The sequence below is a fragment of the Intrasporangium sp. genome (assembly GCF_035280925.1).
In the GTDB taxonomy this organism is placed as follows: domain Bacteria; phylum Actinomycetota; class Actinomycetes; order Actinomycetales; family Dermatophilaceae; genus Intrasporangium.
In genome coordinates this window covers 46,347-66,135 of the sequence record NZ_DATEEY010000010.1, presented here as the reverse complement: position 1 = coordinate 66,135, position 19,789 = coordinate 46,347, and the positions used below count along the sequence as shown (strand labels likewise).

The window sequence follows — 19,789 nt, the reverse complement described above, 5'->3', positions numbered from 1 at the left end:
AAGCAGCGCCCTCGCCGTTCATCGACGCCGGGATCCACCGCGCTCACGCGGGAGGCCGTCCAGGCCCCACGACATGATCTCGGTCGGGGTCACCCTGATGGTCGCGGCGTGCTCATCCACCCGGGCGTGACCGCGGATGATGACCGCCCACGGCGCCCACCCCCGGGTCGTGTCGACCCCGTCGATGGTGACCGCGGCGACTCGGGTGGCGCGCACGTGCCGGGCACGTCGCGTGGCCGGCACGTCGTGCCCCCCGAGCACGAGCTCGCCGGCGGCGACGTCCCATGACCAGCCCGTCGGGACGACATGCGGCATGCCCTTCGGGTCCACGGTGGCGATGCGCCCGAGCGCCAGCGGTGGTGGGTCGGTGAGGAAGGCCAGCTGCTCGGGGGTCGGCGCTGCCATCAGGGCCGTCCGCCAGTGGTGGTCCGCCGGAGCAGGATGAACCAGGTGACTCCCGTGGCGACGAGCAGGCCGGACCCGAGCAGGACCGGCACGACGGTCCTGGCGGCGACGGTCCCGGCGCCAACGGTGGCGGTGCCTCCCGCTGTGATGGTGGCCATGATTCGCCTCCTGGATGGTTGAGATGATCAAGCAGTATTGAACAACCATCACGCGCTCAGTTGATGTTGTCAACCATTAATCTGCTCCACTATGCTTCCTGCATGACGAGCCTGGGCTCCCGCAGGGCGGCCGAGGCGGCCGCGCTCTCGGGCCGGCTCTTTCAGGTCGTGGACCGGGCCAGGACCGACTTCGAGGCCGTGGCCGCCGGGCTGGGACTGACCGGACAGCAGGCGCGGGCGCTCCTGTTCCTGCACGCACCGCGCCCGATGAGCGACCTCGCGGACCACCTCCAGTGCGACCGCTCCAACATCACGGGGATCGCCGACCGGCTGGAGCGCGCGGGAGCCGTCGAGCGTGTCGCCGGCGCGGACCGACGCGTCAAGCTCCTCCGGCTCACGCCCGCCGGGGAGCGCCAGCGGGAGCAGCTCGCGGAGGTCGTCGGCCGCGGTTCCACCGTCATGGCGAAGCTGAACAAGCAGCAGCGCGCCCAGCTCGCTGCACTGCTGGACGCGCTGCTTTCCGACTGACGGCTACAGGTTGCCGCGCCGGTCCTGCTCGCGCTCGATCGACTCGAAGAGCGCCTTGAAGTTGCCCTTGCCGAAGCCCAGCGACCCGTGTCGCTCGATGACCTCGAAGAACACCGTGGGGCGGTCGCCGAGCGGCTTGGTGAAGATCTGCAGGAGGTAGCCGTCCTCGTCGCGGTCGACGAGGATCTTGCGCTTCTTCAGCGCCTCGATGGGGACGCGGACCTCGCCGATGCGTGCCCGCAGCTCGGGGTCGTCGTAGTACGCGTCCGGCGTGTCGAGGAACTCGACACCCTCGGCGCGCAACGCATCAACCGTGGTGAGGATGTCGTTCGTGGCGAGCGCGAGGTGCTGGGCGCCGGGACCGCGGTAGAACTCGAGGTACTCGTCGATCTGGCTCTTGCGCTTGGCGATCGCGGGCTCGTTGAGCGGGAACTTCACCCGGTGGTTGCCGTTGGCGACGACCTTGGACATGAGCGCCGAGTAGTCCGTGGCGATGTCGTCACCGATGAACTCGGCCATGTTCACGAAGCCCATGACCTTGTTGTAGAAGCCGACCCACTCGTCCATCCTGCCCAGCTCGACGTTGCCGACGATGTGGTCGAGAGCCTGGAAGAGCCGCTTCGGTGCACCCTCCCGCTTGACGAACGTGGACTGGGCGGGAACGTACCCGGGCAGATAGGGACCCCCGTAGACCGCGCCCCCGACCTTCCGCTGGACGAGGGTGTGGCGGGTCTCGCCGTAGGTGGCGATCGCCGCGACGCGGACCGTGCCGTGCTCGTCGGTGAGGTCGCGGGGCTCCTCGAGCACCGTGGCGCCGGCCTTCCTCGCCTGGGCGATGCACCGGTCGACGTCGGGGACCTCGAGGGAGATGTCCACGACGCCGTCCCCATGCGTGGCGTGGTGCGCGACGAGCGGGCTGTCCGGGCTCACCGCGCCCTTGACGACGAAGCGGATCGAGCCGGACTTGAGGACGAAGGCCTTGTGGTCACGGTTGCCGTTCTCGGGGCCGGAGTAGCCGACGAGCTCCATCCCCCAGGCGCTCTGGTAGTAGTGCGCCGTCTGGGTGGCGTTCCCGACGACGAACACGATGGCGTCCCACCCGGTGACGGGGAAGACGTCCTTGGTCTCGTCGTACTCCACGAGCCCGACGAGCTGCTTGAGCTGGTCGAGGTCGAGATCGGCCTCGCGCTCCTGGTCGGTCAGGTCAACCTGCACGTCAGTGGTCATGAGCCGGAGATTCGCAAAGCCGGGCCGAGTGGTCAACAGAATCCGTTGAAAGTGGGCAGCATGCACAAAATGCTGGCCGTATGCCGCTGAGCACAGGACACTCTGTCCATGACCTCCCAGCCGTCCCCGCCGTCCCAGCCAACCACCACGCGCGGTCCCGTCGATGCGCTCGACTGCCGCATCCTGCTCCTGCTCCTCCACGAACCGGGCGTCGGCGTCCTCGGGGCGTCGCGGCGCCTGGGCGTGGCCCGGGGCACGGTGCAGGCGCGGATCGACCGGCTCCAGGCCCGAGGCATCCTTCGCTCGATGGCCCCGGACGTCGACCCGGCCGCCCTCGGCTATCCCGTGACGGCGTTCTGCACACTCGAGATCCGCCAGGGTCGCGGTGGCCACTCCCCCGTCGTCGACCATCTCGCCGCGATCCCCGAGGTGCTCGAGGCACACACCATCACCGGGTCCGGGGATGTGCTCATCCGGATCGTCGGGAGGGACAACGCCGACCTCCAGCGGGTCATCGACCAGGTCGTCGACGACACGCACGTGACCCGGGCCTCGACCGTGATCTCCCTGGCGACCCGCCTCGACCACCGGATGGTCCCGCTCGTCGAGCACCTCCTTGACCAGCAGTCCCCGCCCTGACCGCAAGACACCCGCTCACCACGTGGTCACCCCGGCTGCAGCCGGAGCCACCGCCCGGTGAGCGGGTGTGTTTCGGAGTGGTCGGGCCGGTCAGGGGGTGATCGTCAGCGGCGTCCCGGCCGAGACGAGCCTCCAGTCGATCGCGGAGAAGGTCGACGGGTCGATGACGCCCTGGGCGCTGACCCAGTCGATGAGCATCTGGCGGATCTCGATCTGGCGGTTGTAGACGACGGGAGCGGACGTGACATGCGGGAAGTTGCCGCCGCCGGACTGCCGGTAGTTGTTGATGGCGATGACGAACTCGCCGCTCATGTCGATGGCAGCGCCGTCGTACGACAGGTTGAGGATCCGCTGACCGGGGTCCTGGGCGACGTCGATGTCGTAGGTCAGCGCGGCATCGAGACCGCCCATGATGTCGTAGTTGTAGTCCGGTGTGCCGTTCGGGGCGGTGTCGGTCACGGCGTTCGTCAGGTCATCAGGCGCGAAGGGCCCCGTGCCGCTGACCTTCTTGAAGTACCTCGAGGAGTACTCGAGGTAGTCCTTGACCTGGGCGCCGGTCAGGACGATGGCGAGCAGCGTGTTGTCGTAGATGTAGAGACCCGCGACGTCGCGGACGGTGACGTCGCCGGCCGGAATGGCGGCGTTCTTGTTGAACGGCGCGGCGATCGACAGAACGGGCAGGCCCTCCTGCGGCGTTCCCGCGAGCGCCTGTTTCACCGCGTCGGCCTGCACGTGGTTGATGAAGTCCATGGCCGCGGTGTCCTCGTAGCGGGACGTCGCAGCGGACATCGGCGAGAGGCACTCGCCGACCACGCTGTTGACGTAGTCGCGCACCCTCTCGTGCGAGTCGCGCAGCAGCGCAGCGATCTCCGGGTCCTCCGGTGCGGTGTTGGAGTTGAGGGTGGTCGCTCCGGAGGAGGCGACCTGCCACTGCCCCCGGACCTTGACGAGGTCCAGATCCATGACGGTGACGCGCATGCCCCAGTAGAGCGGCTCCGAGAGCAGCACCTGCTTGCCCGTCTGCTGGTTCGTGACGAACCGCTGGGGGATCTCCTTGTGCGCGTGCCCGACGAGCACCGCGTCGATCCCGGGCACCTGCTCCGCCATGAGCGAGGCGGCGTTCTCCGGATACGGCAGCGCGTCACCGTAGGACGACGACGTGTCTGCTCCGGAGTGGACCGAGACGATGACGACATCGGCGCCAGCAGCCTTGAGCCTGGGGACGAAGAGCGCCGCCTGCTCGACGATGCCCGGGAACCTGACCCTGCCCTCGACGTTGGCCTTGTCCCAGATCGCCACGCCGGGCGTGACCAGGCCGAGGATGCCGACCCGGACGGGCTTTGAGCCCGGCACCTTGACGGTCTTGATGACGTACGGCCGGAAGACCGGCTGGCCCGTGTCCCAGTCCACCGAGTTCGCCGACAGCAGCGGGAAGTTGAGCTGGTCCTCCCAGGTGCGCAGCAGGTCGAGGCCGTAGTTGTACTCGTGGTTGCCGAGGGCGGCGGCGTCGTAGCCGACGAGGTTCATCGACTGGGCCATGGGGTGCTTCGAGCCTTCGGTGATCGGATCGATCTTCGCGTAGTAGTACGCGAGGGGGGTGCCCTGGATCGTGTCGCCGGCGTCGAGGGTGATGCAGGTCTCCGCGCCGCGTTCGGCCCGGACCGCCTTGATGAGCGTGGCCGCCTTCGCGAGACCGACGTGGTTGCCGGCCGAGTCCTGGTAGGTGGCGTCCTTGAAGTAGTCCCAGTTGTAGACGTTGCCGTGCAGGTCGGTCGTGCCGAGCACGGTCAGCCGAAGCGGCCTGCCGTTGCTGCCACCACCGCTGCCCGCTGCTGCAGAGGTGGGCGCGCCGGCCAAGGTGAACAGGCCCGCCCCACCCACTGCGGCCATGGTGAGCAGTTGCCGCCGGGTCGTCTCGGACCCGAGGAGGTCTTTCGTCATCAGCTTCCCCTAGGAGATCGTCGCCCCCACCGGCTTGGAAGGTGGAGGGCGCATCGACCCTAGCCGGGTGTCCGAACCGACAGGTGAATACGCCTTGGCAGATGGTGACGACATTGCCGAGGACCGCTCGGCACCATCGGCTGCTGCATCAGCGCCGACCGACGAGCCAGTTGCGGATCCGCTCGATCCGCTCAGCGACCTGCTCACTGGAGGCAGCGGCGAGGTCGGGCCCGCCGCACGCTCGCCGCAGGTCCAGGTGGACGGTGGCGTGCTGATGGCCTTTCTGCCTCGCGTAGGCGGAGACGAGCTTGTTCAGCTCCTTGCGCTGCGCGGCCAGCGCCCGGTGCTGGGCGACGGGCGCAGCGCCCGCCTTCGGTGACTTCCTCACCTGGTTGCGTTGCCGCTCGTGGAGCAGGGCGGCCACTTGGTCCGGCTCGAGGAGGCCGGGCAGGCCGAGGTAGTCCTCCTCCTCCTCGGACCCGATCTGGGCGTGCGTTCCCCACTGCTGCTTGTCGAAGAGCACGTGGTCGAAGTGCGCGTCCGACTCGAGCGCCTCGAACGAGCCCTCGTCGGCGCCGACCGCCTTGGCCTCACGGTTGGCCTCGTCGATCAGGGACTGCTCCTCCGCCCACATCGCCGCGATGTCGTCCGCGTCCGAGGGACGGCGGTCGAGGGCATCGAGGGCATGGTCTCGCTGCTCCTCGAGGCGGGCCGCGTGGTCGAGGACGACGGGCACCGAGGGCAGGAACACCGACGCCGTCTCGCCTCGCCTGCGCGCTCGCACGAACCGTCCCACGGCCTGGGCGAAGAACAGCGGCGTCGAGGTCGAGGTGGCATAGACCCCGACGCACAGGCGCGGCACGTCGACTCCCTCGGAGACCATCCGCACCGCCACCATCCAGCGCGAGGTGCCCGCCCCGAACTCCTCGATCCGCTTCGAGGCGCCGGCGTCGTCGGACAGCACCACGACGGGAGCCTCACCGGTGAGCGCGCGGAGGTGAGCGGCATACGACCGGGCCTGCGTCTGGTTGGACGCGATGACGAGGCCGCCCGCGTCGGGAACCCCGCGCCTGACCTCGCTGAGGCGTCGGTCGGCAGCCGCGAGCACCGAGCCGATCCACTCGCCCTTCGGGTCCAGGGCGGTGCGCCAGGCCTGCGCGATCTGGTCCTTGGTCATCGGCCTGCCGAGGCTCGCGGAGATCTCGTCGCCGGCCTTGGTGCGCCAGCGCATGTTGCCGCCGTACGCCATGAAGAGCACGGGACGGACGACGCCGTCGCGCAGCGCCTCTGCGTAGCCGTAGCTGTAGTCGCTGGACGAGGTGAGCACGCCCTCGGGGTCCAGCTCGTAGCGGACGAACGGGATCGGTGACGTGTCGGAGCGAAATGGCGTGCCGGTCAGCGAGAGTCGGCGAGTCGCCGGCTCGAACGCCTCGCGGATCCCGTCACCCCAGCTCTTGCTGTCGCCGCCGTGGTGGATCTCGTCCAGGATCACCAGGGTCGGCCGGGCCAGCGTCAGCTCTCGGTGCAACGCGGGCCGCGACGCCACCTGGGCGTAGGTGACGGCAACGCCGTGGTAGTCCTCGGAGTGGCGGCCGACGGAGTTGCTGAACCTGGGGTCGAGGCTGATCCCGACGCGCGCCGCGGCGTCCGCCCACTGCGTCTTGAGGTGCTCGGTGGGCGCCACGACGGTGATCCGGTTGACGGTGCGGCGGGAGAGCAGCTCGGTCGCGACCCGAAGGGCGTAGGTGGTCTTGCCCGCACCTGGCGTGGCCACCGCGAGGAAGTCCCGCGGGTCGTCCCGAAGGTACGCGTCGAGGGCCTCCTGCTGCCAGGCCCGCAACTTGCTCGCGGTACCCCAGGCGGCGCGATCCGGGAAGGCGGGTGACAGGTGAAAGGCGGCCCCTGAACTCATAGGCCCCCCACCGTAGGGGATGTCGAGAGGCGACGTGCCGAGGCCCCGCCCTGCTGGGCGGGGCCTCGATCGCGTGGTATCGGCCGACTCAGGGGGCGCCGCCCGAGTCGCCCCCGGAACCTCCGTCGCCACCGTCCTGAGGGTCGCGCAGGCCGTCGTAGATCTCCTTGCAGATGGGACACACGGGGAACTTCTGCGGGTCGCGGCCGGGCACCCAGACCTTGCCGCAGAGGGCGACCACCGGCTCTCCGCTGAGCGCGCTCTCGAGGATCTTCTCCTTGCGAACGTAGTGCGAGAATCGCTCGTGGTCGCCCGGCTCCTGGAGCTCCTCGCGGACCTCCTCGCGCTCGATGGTCGCCGTGCCCGTGCTGCGCAGGGGCTGCGGCTCGGTCTCGAAGGGATCGGGAGGCATCACGCTCATGACGTGAGTGTAGGCCGGGGGGCCAGCCGGCCGAGCAGCCTGGCTCCGGGGGGGTACGCCGCGAGCCGCTCCGGGAGGTGGCCCGGGCGACCGCTGAGCAGCACGGTCGGCGCCGTCGCGCTCGGGGCCGCCTGCTCGTCCGGCTCGAGGCCGAGGCGGCGCAACGTCTGCCGTGCGACGGCGACCGGGGAGTCGAAGATCGTCACGTCGGCCCCCGTTCGCCGGCTCCATGCCTCAGCGATGCGGTCGCCGACGAGTCCGTAGTGCGTGCACCCGAGGACGAGGGCGCTGACGTTCCCGGGAGAGGCGGCAACCGCAGCCGCAATGGTCCGGTCGATCGCGCGCGGGTCGGCCTGCTCGATGGCCTCGGCGAGGCCGAGCGCAGCGATCGAGTGCGTCTCGATGTCCGACGCGAAGGCGTCGACGAGTCCGCGGAGGTAGCCGCTCGTCGACGTGGCAGCGGTCGACCAGATCGCCACCGGTCCGCCGGTCGAGGCCGCCGGACGGATCGCCGGGACGGTTCCGACGATGTGGACGTCCGGCTCGAACTCCCCGCGGAGCGCCTCGAGACCGTGGACCGACGCGGTGTTGCAGGCGACCACGATCGCGTTCGGCTGGTACGTCGCGGCGGACCGGGCGAGGGCGAGGACGAGCTCCCTGACCTCCTCGTGCGGACGGGGGCCGTACGGCATGTGGTCGGGGTCGAGCGCCAGCACGAGCTCCAGGTCGGGCCGGAGGCTCTGGAGGGCGTCCGCGTAGCCGAGCAGGCCGATGCCGCTGTCGATGAAGGCGACCCGAGCGGGAGCTGGCGGGCCCACGCGAGGGAGGTCAGCGGCATACGGCATGAAGGGGCTCAGTTCATCGACGGGTCGTCGGGGAAGTTGGCGACGAAGGCCAGGCTGTCGCGCTGGCGCCGGAGAACGGCGCGCCAGAGACCGTCCGGGTCGGCGGTGAACGCGTCACGGACCTCGGCATCCACGACGTACCAGTCCCCGCGGCGGATCTCGCCCTCGAGCTGACCGCCCTCCCAACCCGCATAGCCGGCGAAGATCCGCATCCCCGCGAGCTCAGCGGCAACCACCGGCGTCGGGACGTCCAGGTCGACGAGCCCGATCGAGCCGAAGAGTCGCTTCACCCCGAGTGGCTCCGGTTCGTCACCCGGCACCGTGACGATGCCCAGGGCTGACGACGTCGCGACCGGCCCACCCTGGAACAGGACGGGCGGGGCCGTCACGACACGTTGCCATCCCGGCAGCACGGAGTCGACCTCGGCCGACAGGGGCTTGTTGAGCACCACGCCCTGCGCGCCGGCGTCGTCGTGATGGAGCATGAGGATCACCGAACGATGGAACACGTCACCTTCGACGGAGGGGGTGGCCACGAGCAGGCGGCCGGTGTGGAAGGTCGAGCTCACGAGGGCAAGCCTTCCACACGGGCGGGCGGCGATCAGAAACGCGGTCGGCGACGGTCGCGCGCCCGGTCCTCGTCACCCCAACGACCGATGAGCGGCTCGCCGTCACGCCGCCCCTGGTAGCGGCGGTCACCGCGGTCAGCGCGGTCAGCGCGCTCACCACGGTTTCCACGGCGCTCGTCATGACCGGCACCGTGGTGCGGGCGATAGCCACCCCGCGATCCCGCGCCGGGGTGTCGAGGACCTCGAGCACCGCCAGGCCCACGTTTGTGTCGCTTCGGTCCCTCGATGAGGCGCGCGAAGTCCTCGGCAGCGATGGGGACGCCGGACGGAGTCGTGGCTCCAGTCGCCGCGATGACCGCGTCGCCGGGGGCGGCCTTGACCGGCGAGATGCCCACACCGGCGTCGCGGAGCTGGCGCTCCATCGTGCGCCGCTGGTGCGGGAGCGCGAGAGTCACCACCGTGCCTCGGTCACCCGCCCGCGCCGTGCGGCCAGCGCGGTGCAGGTAGTCCTTGTGGTCGGCCGCCGGATCGACCTGCAGCACGACGGAGACGTCGTCGACGTGAATTCCACGTGCGGCGACGTCCGTGGCCACGAGCACCGGCAGGACGCCGTCCCGGAACGCGCCGAGGACGCGGTTACGGGCGCCCTGGCTCAGGCCACCGTGCAGCGCGGCGGCAAGGACCCCCTGCTCGCGGAGCTGGCCGGCCACCCGGTCGGCGCCGAGCTTGGTCCGGCAGAAGACGAGCGTCCGCCCCGGGCGGTTCGCGACCTCGGCCGTGATGAGCTTCTTGTGCTGAGGGTCGATGAGGAGGACGTGGTGCTCCATCGTCTCCACCGAGGCCGTCGCATCGTCGGTCGAGTGGACCACGGGGTCCGTGAGGTAACGCTCGACCAGGTCGTCGATGCCGTTGTCCAGGGTCGCCGAGAAGAGCAGCCGCTGGCCGTCGGTCGGAATGAGGTCGAGGCTCGTCGTGATCTCGGCCAGGAAGCCCATCTCGGCCATGTGGTCGGCCTCGTCGAGGACGGTGATCCGGATGTCGTCCAGCTCCACCGCGCCCCGTTCGAGCAGGTCGTTGAGCCGACCCGGCGTCGCGATGAGGATGTCGACGCCCTTGTTGAGCGCGTTGATCTGCGTGGTGTAGCTCAGGCCACCCGCCACGAGCTTGTGGCGGAGCCCGACGACGTGCACCAGCGGCTCGAGCGCATCCGAGACCTGCATGGCGAGCTCGCGCGTCGGCACCAGCACGAGGGCATGGGGGCGACGCGGCGTCCTGCGCAGGCCGAGGTCGAGGAGACGGGCGATCAAGGGAAGTCCGAAGGCGAGCGTCTTGCCCGAGCCGGTCCGGCCGCGGCCGAGGACGTCCTTGCCGGCCAGGGCGTCGGGGATCGTCGCGGCCTGGATCGGAAAGGGGTCGGTGATCCCATCGCGGGCCAGCCGCTCGACGAGCCGCTCCGGGAGGTCGAGGGCCGCGAAGCCGTTGTCCGCGCCGACCTCGACCGGACCGTCGGACACCGGCGTGCGGGTCGCCTTCGTCCACGAGTCGGCCTCGAGCCGCTCGGCCTCGGCGTCCTCGAACGGGGTCGGCGCGAACCGGTCGCGGCCGGTGTCGCGCGGACGCCATGAGTCGCGACGGTCATCCCGGCGATACCCGCCGCGCTCATCACGACTCTCGTCCCGGCGATACCTGCTGCGCTCGTCACGACTCTCGTCCCGGCGATACCTGCTGCGCTCGTCACGACGCTCGTACCGGCCGCGGTCGTCACGACGGTCGTCGGAGCGGTGCTCGTCCCGCCGGGGGCGCCACTCGCGACCGCCCGTGGGTCCGGTCACCGGGGTGGCCGGACGTGAGGACCGCGTGCCGGATCTCTGGGTGCCGGATCGCTGCGTGCCGGATCGCTGCGCGCCGGGCTTCGATCCGACCTCGCGACCGCGGTGCGGCTTGGTGGTCGTGGCCGCGGCGCGCGCCTTCTTCTGGGCAGGGGACCAGCGGGCCTTCTTGGACGCGCCGGACGTGGACTTCTTGGGCATTACGTATTCGACTCTCTTGGTCTCGAGCAGACTTCGTCTCGAGCCGTGAGTCAAGAACACGACCTGGCAGACGAGCCTCAGGCGCACCAGCTGCGCCCATGTCAACCGGGTGGGCATCGGTGCCACGCGGTGGTGTGGTCCGCCTCCGGCCGAGCCGTCACGTCGCGTTGCGCGCTCGACTCGTCCAGGGTTTCCGAGATGGTCCCGAGATGGTCCCGAGAGGGGTCGGATTCGGACCAGTCGAGTTTACCAGCGGCCGGACCGTGCTCCGACCGCGAGCGCGCCGGTGGCGAGGACGACGCCGGCGACATCAGCCACGACGTCCCAGGGATCGCCGGACCGGCCCGGCAGGAGCAGGTGCTGCGCGAGCTCGCTGACCAGGGCGTGTGCCGCGAACACCAGCGCGACCAACAGGGGCCTGCCGACGAGGCGCGCGACGAGATACGTGGGGATGGCAAAGACGAGCAGGTGCACGGCCTTGTCGGTCCACGTCACCGGGCCTGCGACCGCGATGACCGGCCAGTAGAGGACGGCCAGGTGCACGGCGACCGACAGCGCGGCCGCCGCAGCCCACCATCGCCGTCCACTCGTCACCGTGCCCCCCGCCTGCCCCCCGCCTGTCCCCCGCAGTCTACGAACCGGCCGGACGTGGGCCCGACGGGTTACGTTGGGGTCATGCCTGAGCGCACCGTCACCGTCATTGGGACCGGCCGCGCGGCCGTCACGCCCGACGTCGTCCGCCTCGACCTGCGCATCGGACACGACGCGCAGGACGTCGCAGTCGCCCTGACCGGAGCCGCCAAGGGGATCGCAGCGGTTGGCCGGGTGGTCCGCGACCACGGCGTGCCCGACCGGGACATCCGCACGCTTGACGCCAACGTCAGCCAGCGCTACGACAACACCGGCACTCCGGTGGGCTTCACGGCCCAGCAGCGGCTCGGTGTCACGGTGCGCCGGCTGGACCAGGTCGGTGAGATCCTCGAGGCCGCCACGTCCGAGGTCGGCAACGCCCTGCTCGTCGACCAGGTCCGCCTCGATGTGGACGACCGCTCCGAGGGGCTGGCCCAGGCCCGTGACGCCGCCTTCGCCGAGGCGCGCGCCAAGGCGGAGCAGTACGCCGCCCTGTCGCGCTCCGAGGTCGGGGCCGTGCTCGCCGTGACTGAGTCGGGGGCCACCCCCATCCAGCCAGGGCGCCGGATGATGGCCATGGCGGCCATGGAGTCGGCTGGCGGCATGCCGGTGGAGGGCGGTGATCTCGAGCTCACCGCGAGTGTCACGGTGACCTGGGAACTGCGCTGAGCGGCATACGCCGCCGGAATAACGGTGCATGCGCCGACCGTTGGGAGTGACATGGCAACCACAGAGCTGACCGCAGAGACGTTCGAGCGCACCGTCCTCGACAACGGCATCGTCCTCGTGGACTTCTGGGCGGCATGGTGTGGACCGTGCCGCCAGTTCGCGCCGGTCTTCGAGGCGGCGTCCGAGGAAGGCGGCAACGAGGGAATCGTGTTCGGCAAGGTCGACACCGAGGCAGAGCAGGCCCTCGCCGGCGCAGCCAACATCACGTCGATCCCGACGCTGATGGCGTTCAAGGAAGGCGTGCTCGTCTTCTCGCAGCCGGGCGCCCTGCCGCAGGCGGCGCTGAAGAACATCATCGAGCAGGTCAAGTCGCTCGACATGGGCCCGGTCAAGGAGCAGCTCGCCGAGGAGGCGGCCAACAAGGGTGGCACTGCCTGACGGACACGCGACGCCCGGCGACCCGACCGGTCCGTCGCGTCAGGACCAGCTCGTCTAGACCATCTCGCGCGGCAGCACGCGCCGCCATTGCGCCCGACGCTGCCGACACGCCGCGGTGCCGAGCTCCTCCCGGTCTGCCGGGTGCCGGAAGTAGTGGTCCAGCGTCAGCCACAGGCGGACCGCGTCCGAGTCGAGCACGTCCGCATTGAACGTGGGGCGGGTCCGATGACCATGCGCATCGCGCGCCACGAGACCCGGCCCGTGGACCTGGACGCAGCGGTGCAGGTGGTGCTCGAGGGTCGGCACGACCCGCAGCATGTGGTCCCACTGCGCCGAGAAGCCCTGCTTGCCATGGATGAAGTGCAGGCCGTCCACGCCGACCATGAGCTGGTGCAGCTCCGGCGGCCGCGCGACGGCCAGCCCGAGCGCGATCGCCAGGAAACCCATGGGCAGCGTCAGCCACCACGGTACGTCGATGTCGCCGAATCGGATCTGTCGGTCGACGACGAGCAGCCGCATCAGCTCGAAGTTCACGAGCAGCACCACACCCCAGATCACGAGCCCGAGGGGCATGAGCCCGAGCGTTGCGCGGGCGGGGAACGTGATGGTCCGACCGACCGGGTCGTGGACCGGCCGCCTCGGCACGTGCCATGGCGACGCGACGGACGCGACCAAGGTCAGCGCCAACAGGTGCGCGACCCAGAGCCAGGTGCCGACGCTGGGGTCGTCGATCGCGTTGCCCAGCGTGACGACCAGCCCCACCAAGGGAAAGAGAGGCAGCGCCAGCAATGGGTGCGGCCGGAACCTCCGCCTCTTGAGCCACGGCTCGGGCGTCAGGTCCGGGTCGCGCAGCACATAGCCAGCCTAAGCGGAAGGCAGGCCACGACTGGGGACGCAGCCCAGCGGCATTCGACACAGCGTGACGTGGCCACCACGAAGTGGTGGAGGTGGCGGGAATTGAACCCGCGTCCGATGACGAGAGACCAGGACTTCTCCGGGTGCAGTGCGCTGTGGATTTTCTCGGCCCCAGGGCTCGCGCGCACACGTTCCCTGACAGGCCCAGTTGAGTAGCAGTCCCACGTGGCCCCCCAACATGACCACGCAGCAAGTTTCCTAGCTGACGCCAGGCACTGAGTCGGAAACTAGCTCAGGCTGACGGACTTCGGGGCTCGCTCAGGCGGCGAGGGCGAAGTCGGTGCGCTTTGAGTTGGCACCTATTGGTTTGCAAGGAGCGTTAACGAGATAACCCTGCATCCTCGACCCGCTTCCCCTGGTGTGTCGACCACCGTCGAAACCGATCACCCCCATGAGGGGTGTCCACGTCACGCTGTGCACTTGTCAAACGCCGCTACTGCGAGACCACAGTATGCCTTGGTAACGACAGTGCTGCCACACACATTCCCCAGACCTACCCGGCCGTATGCCGCTGGGCTCGCTCCCGGAGTGGCGCGCACACCGCGCCACTAGGCTGCCAGACGCACGCCGTCGACGCCTGGAGGTCACATGTTCCGCAAGGTCCTCGTCGCCAACCGCGGTGAGATCGCCGTCCGGGCCTTCCGCGCGGCGACCGAGCTCGGCGCCCGCACCGTGGCCGTGTTCCCCTACGAGGACCGCAAGTCGGAGCACCGGCTCAAGGCCGACGAGGCCTACCAGATCGGCGAGGAGGGTCACCCGGTCCGCGCCTACCTCGACCACGAGGCGATCGTCGCCCAGGCCGTCGAGGCCGGCGCCGACGCCATCTATCCGGGCTACGGCTTCCTCTCGGAGAACCCCGGACTGGCCGAGGCAAGCGAACGCGCCGGCATCACCTTCATCGGCCCTCCCCCCTCGGTGCTGCACCTGACCGGGAACAAGGCGCGGGCCCTCGCCGCGGCCCGCGAGGCCGGCCTGCCGACGCTCCGTGGTTCCGCAGCGACCGCCGACCTCGCCGAGCTCGAGGGGGCGGCCGCCGAGATCGGCTTCCCGCTCTTCGTCAAGGCGGTGTCCGGCGGCGGCGGACGCGGGATGCGACGGGTCGACCGTCCGGAGCTGCTCGCGGAGGCGCTCCAGGCTGCCCAGCGCGAGGCGGAGTCGGCCTTCGGGGACCCGACGCTCTACCTCGAGGAGGCCGTGGTGGACCCGCGGCACATCGAGGTCCAGGTCGTGGCCGATGCGACGGGACAGGTCGTCCACCTCTTCGAGCGCGACTGCTCGGTGCAGCGCCGCCACCAGAAGGTCGTCGAGATCGCGCCCGCCCCTGACCTCGACGCCGGTCTGCGTGACCGGATGTGCGCTGACGCCGTGCACTTCGCACGGTCGATCGGCTACCGCAACGCCGGCACGGTGGAGTTCCTCCTCGGTGAGGACGGTCGCTACGTCTTCATCGAGATGAACCCGCGCATCCAGGTCGAGCACACGGTCACCGAGGAGGTCACCGACGTCGACCTCGTCGTCCTGCAGCTGCAGCTCGCCTCGGGCGAGACGCTCGCGGGCCTCGGGATCCGGCAGGAGGACATCGTCCTGCGCGGGTTCGCGATGCAGTGCCGGATCACGACGGAGGACCCGGCCAACGGGTTCCGTCCCGATGCCGGGACCATCACGACGTACCGGTCGGCAGGCGGCAGCGGGGTCCGGCTCGACGGCGGCACGATCTTCGTCGGCGCCGAGGTGAGCGCGCACTTCGACTCGATGCTCGTCAAGCTGACCTGCCGCGGCCGCACCTTCCCGGTGGCCGTGCGCCGGGCCCAACGGGCCCTGGCGGAGTTCCGGATCCGAGGCGTGGCGACCAACATCCCGTTCCTGCAGGCCGTGCTCGCGGATCCCACCTTCCAGGACGGCCGGGCGACTACGTCGTTCATCGACGAGCGGCCCGAGCTGCTGACCGCCAGGGTGTCGGCCGACCGGGCGACCCGGCTGCTCACCTACCTCGCCGACGTCACGGTCAACCAGCCCAACGGGCCCGCCACGACGCGGGTCCGCCCCCGCGCGAAGCTGCCCGCGTTGCCGGACGAGGCGGTGCCCCGCGGCTCCCGTGACCTGCTGCTCGAGGTCGGTCCTGCGGAGTTCGCCCGGCGCCTGCGCGAGCGGACCGAGGTGGGCGTGACGGACACGACCTTCCGGGATGCGCACCAGTCGCTCCTCGCCACCCGGATGCGCACCCGCGACCTGCTCCATGTCGCCGGTCACGTCGCCCACCTGATGCCGCAGCTGCTATCGGTCGAAGCGTGGGGCGGCGCGACCTACGACGTGGCGCTGCGGTTTCTCGCGGAGGACCCGTGGGAGCGTCTCGCCGCCCTCCGGGAGGCGATGCCCAACGTCCCGCTCCAGATGCTCCTGCGGGGGCGCAACACCGTGGGCTACACGCCCTACCCCACAGCCGTGACCGACGCGTTCGTGCGGGAGGCGGCCCGCACCGGGCTCGACATCTTCCGGATCTTCGACTCGCTCAACGACGTGACCCAGATGCGTCCGGCCGTCGAGGCGGTCCTCGAGACGGGGACGTCCGTCGCCGAGGTGGCGCTCTGCTACACCGGCGACCTCCTCTCACCCGACGAGAAGCTCTACACCCTCGACTACTACCTGCGGCTCGCCGAGCAGATCGTCGAGACCGGTGCGCACGTCCTGGCCATCAAGGACATGGCCGGACTGCTGCGCGCCCCCTCGGCGGCGCGCCTGGTGACCGCCCTTCGGGAGCGCTTCGACCTACCGGTCCACCTGCACACGCACGACACCGCTGGTGGGCAGATCGGCACGCTGCTCGCGGCCATTGGCGCCGGCGTGGACGCCGTCGACGCCGCCACCGCGACCATGGCCGGGACGACGTCGCAGCCGCCCCTGTCCGCCCTCGTCGCTGCCACCGACCACACCGACCGGCCCACCGGGCTCGACATCCGGGGCGTCTTCGCCCTCGAGCCCTACTGGGAGGCGACCCGCCACCTCTACCGGCCGTTCGAGTCCGGCCTCGAGTCGCCGACCGGTCGCGTGTACTTCCACGAGATCCCCGGCGGGCAGCTGTCCAACCTGCGCCAGCAGGCCATCGCCCTCGGCCTCGGTGACCGGTTCGAGGCGATCGAGGACATGTACGCCGCGGCGAACCGGATCCTCGGCAACCTCGTCAAGGTGACGCCGAGCAGCAAGGTCGTCGGCGACCTCGCCCTGGCGCTCGTGGGCGCCGGTGCCGATCCGGCGGACTTCGAGGCGCAGCCGCAGAAGTACGACATCCCGGACTCCGTCATCGGCTTCCTCAACGGTGAGCTGGGCGACCCGCCGGGAGGATGGCCGGAGCCGTTCCGGACCAAGGCCCTCGCGGGACGACTGGCGAAGCCGCGTCTCACGGAGCTGACTCCCGAGCAGGAGGAGGCGCTGGCCGACGACCCGCGCCGCGCCCTCAACCACCTCCTCTTCCCTGCTCCAGCCAAGGAGTTCGAGGCCTCCCGCGAGGCCTATGGCGATCTGTCCGTCCTCGGCACCGTCGAGTTCCTCCACGGACTCGCCCACGGTGAGGAGTACGAGGTCGACATCGAGCAGGGCAAGCGGCTCATCATCGGGGTCCAGTCGATCGGCGAGGCCGACTCCAAGGGCATGCGCACCGTGATGTGCACGCTCGGTGGGCAGTTCCGGCCGATCCAGGTGCGCGACCGGTCGGTCGAAGCCGACGTCAAGTCTGCCGAGAAGGCGGATCCCGCAGTCCCCGGACAGGTCCCGGCACCCTTCGCCGGGGTCGTGACGCTCACCGTGGCGGAGGGCGACACCGTCGCGGCCGGAGGGGTCGTCGCCACGATCGAGGCCATGAAGATGGAGGCCAACATCACCACACCAACGGCCGGCACCGTCTCACGGGTCGCGATCGGCGCGCAGCAGCAGGTCGAGGGTGGCGACCTCCTCGTCGTCATCGGCTGACGCAGCAGCTGCGGGTGGCCGGCGCTCCGACATCGCCCCCCGGCCCGTCCCGGGTCCGATGTCGAGGTGGCTCGCGGCGGCGCGAGGAGGCTGGGCAGAGAAGCCCGCTCAGCGGCATACGGCAGCGGCTGCTGGGGGCATCCGTGAAGTCAGCGGAGGACCGGGAGGCTCTGGTCGTGCGTGAGCACGCCACGGAAGAGGTCTCCGGACCTCTCGAGTCGGTCCAGGATGGTGCGGATCGTGAAGCGGTCGGAGCGCAGGTCCGGGTCGTCGAGCTCGTCCCAGGTGATCGGAGCCGACACCGGCGCTCCCGCCGAGGCTCGCGGACTGTACGGCGCGACGAGCGTCTTGTTGACGGCGTTCTGGGTGTAGTCGAGGCGGGCCAGGCCCCCTCGGTCGCGCTTCTGCCACTTCCAGCTGACGAGCTCCGGCTGCACTGCGCCGATGGTCCTGGAGACCCGCTCGGCCCACTCGCGCGTCTCGTCGAAGCCGGGACCGCGCGCGATCGGCACCCACACCTGGACGCCGCGCCGTCCGGTCAGCTTGGGATAGGCCCGCAGGCCCAGGTGCTCGAACGCCGTCCGGTGCAGCTGCGCCAGCAGGGCCACCTCCTCCCACGACGTCCGCTCACCCGGATCGATGTCGAACAGGACGTACGACGGCAGATCCGGCGCGTCAGTGGGCGAGGTCCACGGATGCCACTCGAGCGCTCCGAAGCCGGCCACCCAGACGAGCGTCGCAGGCTCATCGACGATGACGTAGTACTGGGTCTCATCGGGGTCCGCGTCCGCGTTGTGCCAGCGATCGACCCATTCCGGCGCGTGGTCGGGAACCTCCTTGTGCCAGAAGCCCTTCTTCGCCGCTCCATCCGGATAGCGATGCATGTTCAGGGCACGACCACGAAGGTAGGGCAACAAGACGGGCGCGATGCGGGCAGCATAGGCGAGCAGCTCGCGCTTCGTCACTGGCTCCTCGCCGGCCCGGGCAGGGAACAGCTCCTTGTCGAGGTTGGTCACCTTCAGCGTCCGCCCGAAGACCTCCCACGTCCCTTGGCGACCGAGGTCGGCGAGTGCGCCCAGCTCGTCCTCGGTCGGGCCCTCGACGAGCTGACCGTGGGCCGGCACGGACGCCTCGGCGGCGGGCAGGTCCGAGCGCCAGAGCCGGTCCGGTGCCGCCTTGACCTCCTCGTTGGTGCGACCACTGAGGACGGACGTGGGGTGATGCTCCGCGTCCCAACCGCTGACGGCATCGGCGTCGTGCTTGTGCAGGAGGAGCCACTGCTCCTTGTCCGAGGAACGCTCCGGGCGGCCGGTGCGCACCAGGGCGAAACGGCCGCGAAGCCGCTCTCCGAACAGGTCCAGGTGCAGCTCGCCCGCGCGCACCGCCTCTGCCGGGTCCTCGGTCTCGTGCGGTCGCCACGTCCCGCGGTCCCACACGATGACGTCGCCACCGCCGTACTCACCGGCCGGGATGACGCCCTCGAAGAGCTCGTACTCCATGGGGTGGTCCTCGACGTGGACGGCGAGGCGGCGCACGTCCGGGTCCAGGGTCGGCCCCCTCGGGACCGCCCAGCTCGCCAGCACGCCGTCCATCTCGAGACGGAAGTCGTAGTGGAGGCGACGGGCTCGATGGCGCTGCACGACGAAGCGGCGCAGTCCGTCCTCGGACGGTCGCGCCGCCGCGGACCCGCTGCCCGAGGGCTCGGGCGTCCGGCCGAAGTCCCGCTTGCGACGGTACGGCTCGAGCAGCTCGTGTGGATCCCTCGCCATGCCCCTGCCCTACCCGGCGGACGGCACGGTCACCGGGAGCCCGAGGAGGACGCATCCACCCCCGGGCCGCCCGAGTCGCCATGCCGACTGCGTACGCGGTCGATGAGCCAGGACGACAGGGTCGCCGCCACCGCGCCGAGCAGCACCAGCCCGCCGAACATCAGCCCCGCGGCCACCCAGCGACCGGTGGAGGTGATCGGGTAGTAGTCGCCATAGCCGACCGAGGTGACCGTCACCGCGACCCACCAGACGGCATCGCCGAACTGATGGATGTTGGCCTCCGGTGCGTTCTGCTCGGCGTCGAGCACCGCGAGCGCGCCCATGAACGCCAGCAGAGCGGTGGTCGCCACCCCGTAGATCGTCAACCGATTCCGCACCACTCCTCCGGTCTCGCCACGCAGTGACGGGACGAGCCGCAGCAACCGAAGCAGCAGGAGCGGGCGCACGGACGGCACGAGCACGGCGGCGAGGTGGCCCAGGTGGGTGCGAAACCATTCGCCCCGGGGCCGCGCGAGCACGAGGCAGACGACGTACTCCGCGGCGAAGACCAGCCAGATCACGCCGAGGAGAAAGCGCGGGAGCGCGTCATCGGGCGGCTGCACATTCGCGATCACCACCCACGCGTACAGCACGGTGAAGATCACGGCCGCGGCGACCAGCGGCCACTCGGACAGTCGCTGCCAGCGACTCAGCACCATGGGTTGACTGTACGGGCGTGCCCGCTTCGACT

18 protein-coding genes and 1 other RNA gene are annotated in these 19,789 nt (G+C 70.3%); 5 read left to right on the top strand and 14 right to left on the bottom strand.

Features of this window, described 5'->3' with window-relative positions:
* Window positions 1-18: 18 nt before the first annotated feature.
* Window positions 19-405, bottom strand: coding sequence for a pyridoxamine 5'-phosphate oxidase family protein (locus VJN29_RS00910; protein WP_324141477.1), 387 nt, complete (start codon window positions 403-405; stop codon window positions 19-21).
* Entirely contained in the window at window positions 405-563 is a 159-nt protein-coding gene (locus VJN29_RS00905; RefSeq protein ID WP_324141476.1) for a hypothetical protein, read from the bottom strand. Before VJN29_RS00905 ends, VJN29_RS00910 begins: the two co-directional genes overlap by 1 nt.
* Window positions 564-665: 102 nt before the next feature.
* Between VJN29_RS00905 and VJN29_RS00900 the strand changes: the two genes are divergently transcribed.
* Window positions 666-1,091, top strand: a complete 426-nt coding sequence (locus VJN29_RS00900; protein ID WP_324141475.1) for a MarR family winged helix-turn-helix transcriptional regulator — start codon at window positions 666-668, stop codon at window positions 1,089-1,091.
* A 3-nt stretch (window positions 1,092-1,094) separates the two neighbouring features.
* On the opposite strand, the gene hppD is transcribed toward VJN29_RS00900, so the two are convergent.
* Window positions 1,095-2,318, bottom strand: coding sequence for a 4-hydroxyphenylpyruvate dioxygenase (gene hppD, locus VJN29_RS00895; RefSeq protein ID WP_324141474.1), 1,224 nt, complete (start codon window positions 2,316-2,318; stop codon window positions 1,095-1,097).
* 108 nt (window positions 2,319-2,426) lie between these two features.
* Here hppD and VJN29_RS00890 point away from each other — a divergent pair, with 108 nt between their 5' ends.
* Window positions 2,427-2,957: an Lrp/AsnC family transcriptional regulator gene (locus VJN29_RS00890; protein WP_324141473.1), complete on the top strand. Its 531-nt coding sequence runs from the start codon at window positions 2,427-2,429 to the stop codon at window positions 2,955-2,957.
* Between the two features lie 90 nt (window positions 2,958-3,047).
* On the opposite strand, the gene VJN29_RS00885 is transcribed toward VJN29_RS00890, so the two are convergent.
* The 7 genes from VJN29_RS00885 to VJN29_RS00855 form a co-directional block, all read right to left on the bottom strand.
* A complete protein-coding gene (locus VJN29_RS00885) occupies window positions 3,048-4,898 on the bottom strand; it encodes a bifunctional metallophosphatase/5'-nucleotidase (protein ID WP_324141472.1) in 1,851 nt (616 codons plus the stop codon).
* 148 nt (window positions 4,899-5,046) lie between these two features.
* Complete coding sequence (locus VJN29_RS00880; protein ID WP_324141471.1) at window positions 5,047-6,810, bottom strand: DEAD/DEAH box helicase; 1,764 nt, start codon at window positions 6,808-6,810, stop codon at window positions 5,047-5,049.
* Between the two features lie 88 nt (window positions 6,811-6,898).
* Window positions 6,899-7,231, bottom strand: a complete 333-nt coding sequence (locus VJN29_RS00875) for a DUF3039 domain-containing protein (protein ID WP_324141470.1) — start codon at window positions 7,229-7,231, stop codon at window positions 6,899-6,901.
* Window positions 7,228-8,049 (bottom strand): glutamate racemase, encoded by an 822-nt coding sequence (locus VJN29_RS00870; protein ID WP_324141469.1) that lies wholly within the window; start codon window positions 8,047-8,049, stop codon window positions 7,228-7,230. The genes VJN29_RS00875 and VJN29_RS00870 overlap by 4 nt, the downstream gene beginning before the upstream one ends.
* 35 nt (window positions 8,050-8,084) lie before the next feature.
* Entirely contained in the window at window positions 8,085-8,645 is a 561-nt protein-coding gene (locus tag VJN29_RS00865) for a YqgE/AlgH family protein (protein ID WP_324141468.1), read from the bottom strand.
* Between the two features lie 32 nt (window positions 8,646-8,677).
* Entirely contained in the window at window positions 8,678-10,675 is a 1,998-nt protein-coding gene (locus VJN29_RS00860; protein WP_324141467.1) for a DEAD/DEAH box helicase, read from the bottom strand.
* Window positions 10,676-10,921: 246 nt separating this feature from the next.
* Entirely contained in the window at window positions 10,922-11,269 is a 348-nt protein-coding gene (locus VJN29_RS00855) for a VanZ family protein (RefSeq protein ID WP_324141466.1), read from the bottom strand.
* A gap of 81 nt (window positions 11,270-11,350) precedes the next feature.
* Between VJN29_RS00855 and VJN29_RS00850 the strand changes: the two genes are divergently transcribed.
* Both VJN29_RS00850 and trxA read left to right on the top strand, forming a co-directional pair.
* On the top strand, window positions 11,351-11,974 hold the full coding sequence (locus VJN29_RS00850) for an SIMPL domain-containing protein (RefSeq protein ID WP_324141465.1): 624 nt from the start codon (window positions 11,351-11,353) through the stop codon (window positions 11,972-11,974).
* 51 nt (window positions 11,975-12,025) lie between these two features.
* On the top strand, window positions 12,026-12,412 hold the full coding sequence (trxA, locus tag VJN29_RS00845; protein WP_324141464.1) for a thioredoxin: 387 nt from the start codon (window positions 12,026-12,028) through the stop codon (window positions 12,410-12,412).
* Window positions 12,413-12,466: 54 nt separating this feature from the next.
* On the opposite strand, the gene VJN29_RS00840 is transcribed toward trxA, so the two are convergent.
* The gene (locus tag VJN29_RS00840) at window positions 12,467-13,267 is read right to left on the bottom strand and encodes a hypothetical protein (RefSeq protein WP_324141463.1); all 801 of its coding nucleotides are present in this window, start codon (window positions 13,265-13,267) and stop codon (window positions 12,467-12,469) included.
* A gap of 84 nt (window positions 13,268-13,351) precedes the next feature.
* Window positions 13,352-13,718, bottom strand: a transfer-messenger RNA (tmRNA) gene (gene ssrA, locus VJN29_RS00835).
* A gap of 197 nt (window positions 13,719-13,915) precedes the next feature.
* Between ssrA and VJN29_RS00830 the strand changes: the two genes are divergently transcribed.
* Window positions 13,916-17,290 carry a pyruvate carboxylase gene (locus VJN29_RS00830; protein ID WP_324141462.1) on the top strand — a complete coding sequence of 1,125 codons (3,375 nt, stop codon included), beginning with the start codon at window positions 13,916-13,918 and terminating at the stop codon, window positions 17,288-17,290.
* Window positions 17,291-17,439: 149 nt separating this feature from the next.
* Here the strand turns inward: VJN29_RS00830 and ligD are convergent, their stop codons facing one another.
* Window positions 17,440-19,059 carry a non-homologous end-joining DNA ligase gene (gene ligD / locus VJN29_RS00825; RefSeq protein WP_324141461.1) on the bottom strand — a complete coding sequence of 540 codons (1,620 nt, stop codon included), beginning with the start codon at window positions 19,057-19,059 and terminating at the stop codon, window positions 17,440-17,442.
* Window positions 19,060-19,088: 29 nt separating this feature from the next.
* A complete protein-coding gene (locus VJN29_RS00820; protein ID WP_324141460.1) occupies window positions 19,089-19,757 on the bottom strand; it encodes a potassium channel family protein in 669 nt (222 codons plus the stop codon).
* Window positions 19,758-19,789 lie beyond the last annotated feature (32 nt).

Bases quoted from the DNA above. Each gene is read 5' to 3' on its own strand.
- VJN29_RS00860 (WP_324141467.1), bottom strand. From the start codon at position 10,675: ATGCCCAAGAAGTCCACGTCCGGCGCGTCCAAGAAGGCCCGCTGGTCC.
- VJN29_RS00890 (WP_324141473.1), top strand. From the start codon at position 2,427: ATGACCTCCCAGCCGTCCCCGCCGTCCCAGCCAACCACCACGCGCGGT.
- hppD (WP_324141474.1), bottom strand. From the start codon at position 2,318: ATGACCACTGACGTGCAGGTTGACCTGACCGACCAGGAGCGCGAGGCC.
- VJN29_RS00850 (WP_324141465.1), top strand. From the start codon at position 11,351: ATGCCTGAGCGCACCGTCACCGTCATTGGGACCGGCCGCGCGGCCGTC.
- VJN29_RS00880 (WP_324141471.1), bottom strand. From the start codon at position 6,810: ATGAGTTCAGGGGCCGCCTTTCACCTGTCACCCGCCTTCCCGGATCGC.
- VJN29_RS00820 (WP_324141460.1), bottom strand. From the start codon at position 19,757: ATGGTGCTGAGTCGCTGGCAGCGACTGTCCGAGTGGCCGCTGGTCGCC.
- trxA (WP_324141464.1), top strand. From the start codon at position 12,026: ATGGCAACCACAGAGCTGACCGCAGAGACGTTCGAGCGCACCGTCCTC.
- VJN29_RS00830 (WP_324141462.1), top strand. From the start codon at position 13,916: ATGTTCCGCAAGGTCCTCGTCGCCAACCGCGGTGAGATCGCCGTCCGG.
- VJN29_RS00900 (WP_324141475.1), top strand. From the start codon at position 666: ATGACGAGCCTGGGCTCCCGCAGGGCGGCCGAGGCGGCCGCGCTCTCG.
- VJN29_RS00910 (WP_324141477.1), bottom strand. From the start codon at position 405: ATGGCAGCGCCGACCCCCGAGCAGCTGGCCTTCCTCACCGACCCACCA.
- VJN29_RS00885 (WP_324141472.1), bottom strand. From the start codon at position 4,898: ATGACGAAAGACCTCCTCGGGTCCGAGACGACCCGGCGGCAACTGCTC.
- ligD (WP_324141461.1), bottom strand. From the start codon at position 19,059: ATGGCGAGGGATCCACACGAGCTGCTCGAGCCGTACCGTCGCAAGCGG.
- VJN29_RS00905 (WP_324141476.1), bottom strand. From the start codon at position 563: ATGGCCACCATCACAGCGGGAGGCACCGCCACCGTTGGCGCCGGGACC.
- VJN29_RS00875 (WP_324141470.1), bottom strand. From the start codon at position 7,231: ATGAGCGTGATGCCTCCCGATCCCTTCGAGACCGAGCCGCAGCCCCTG.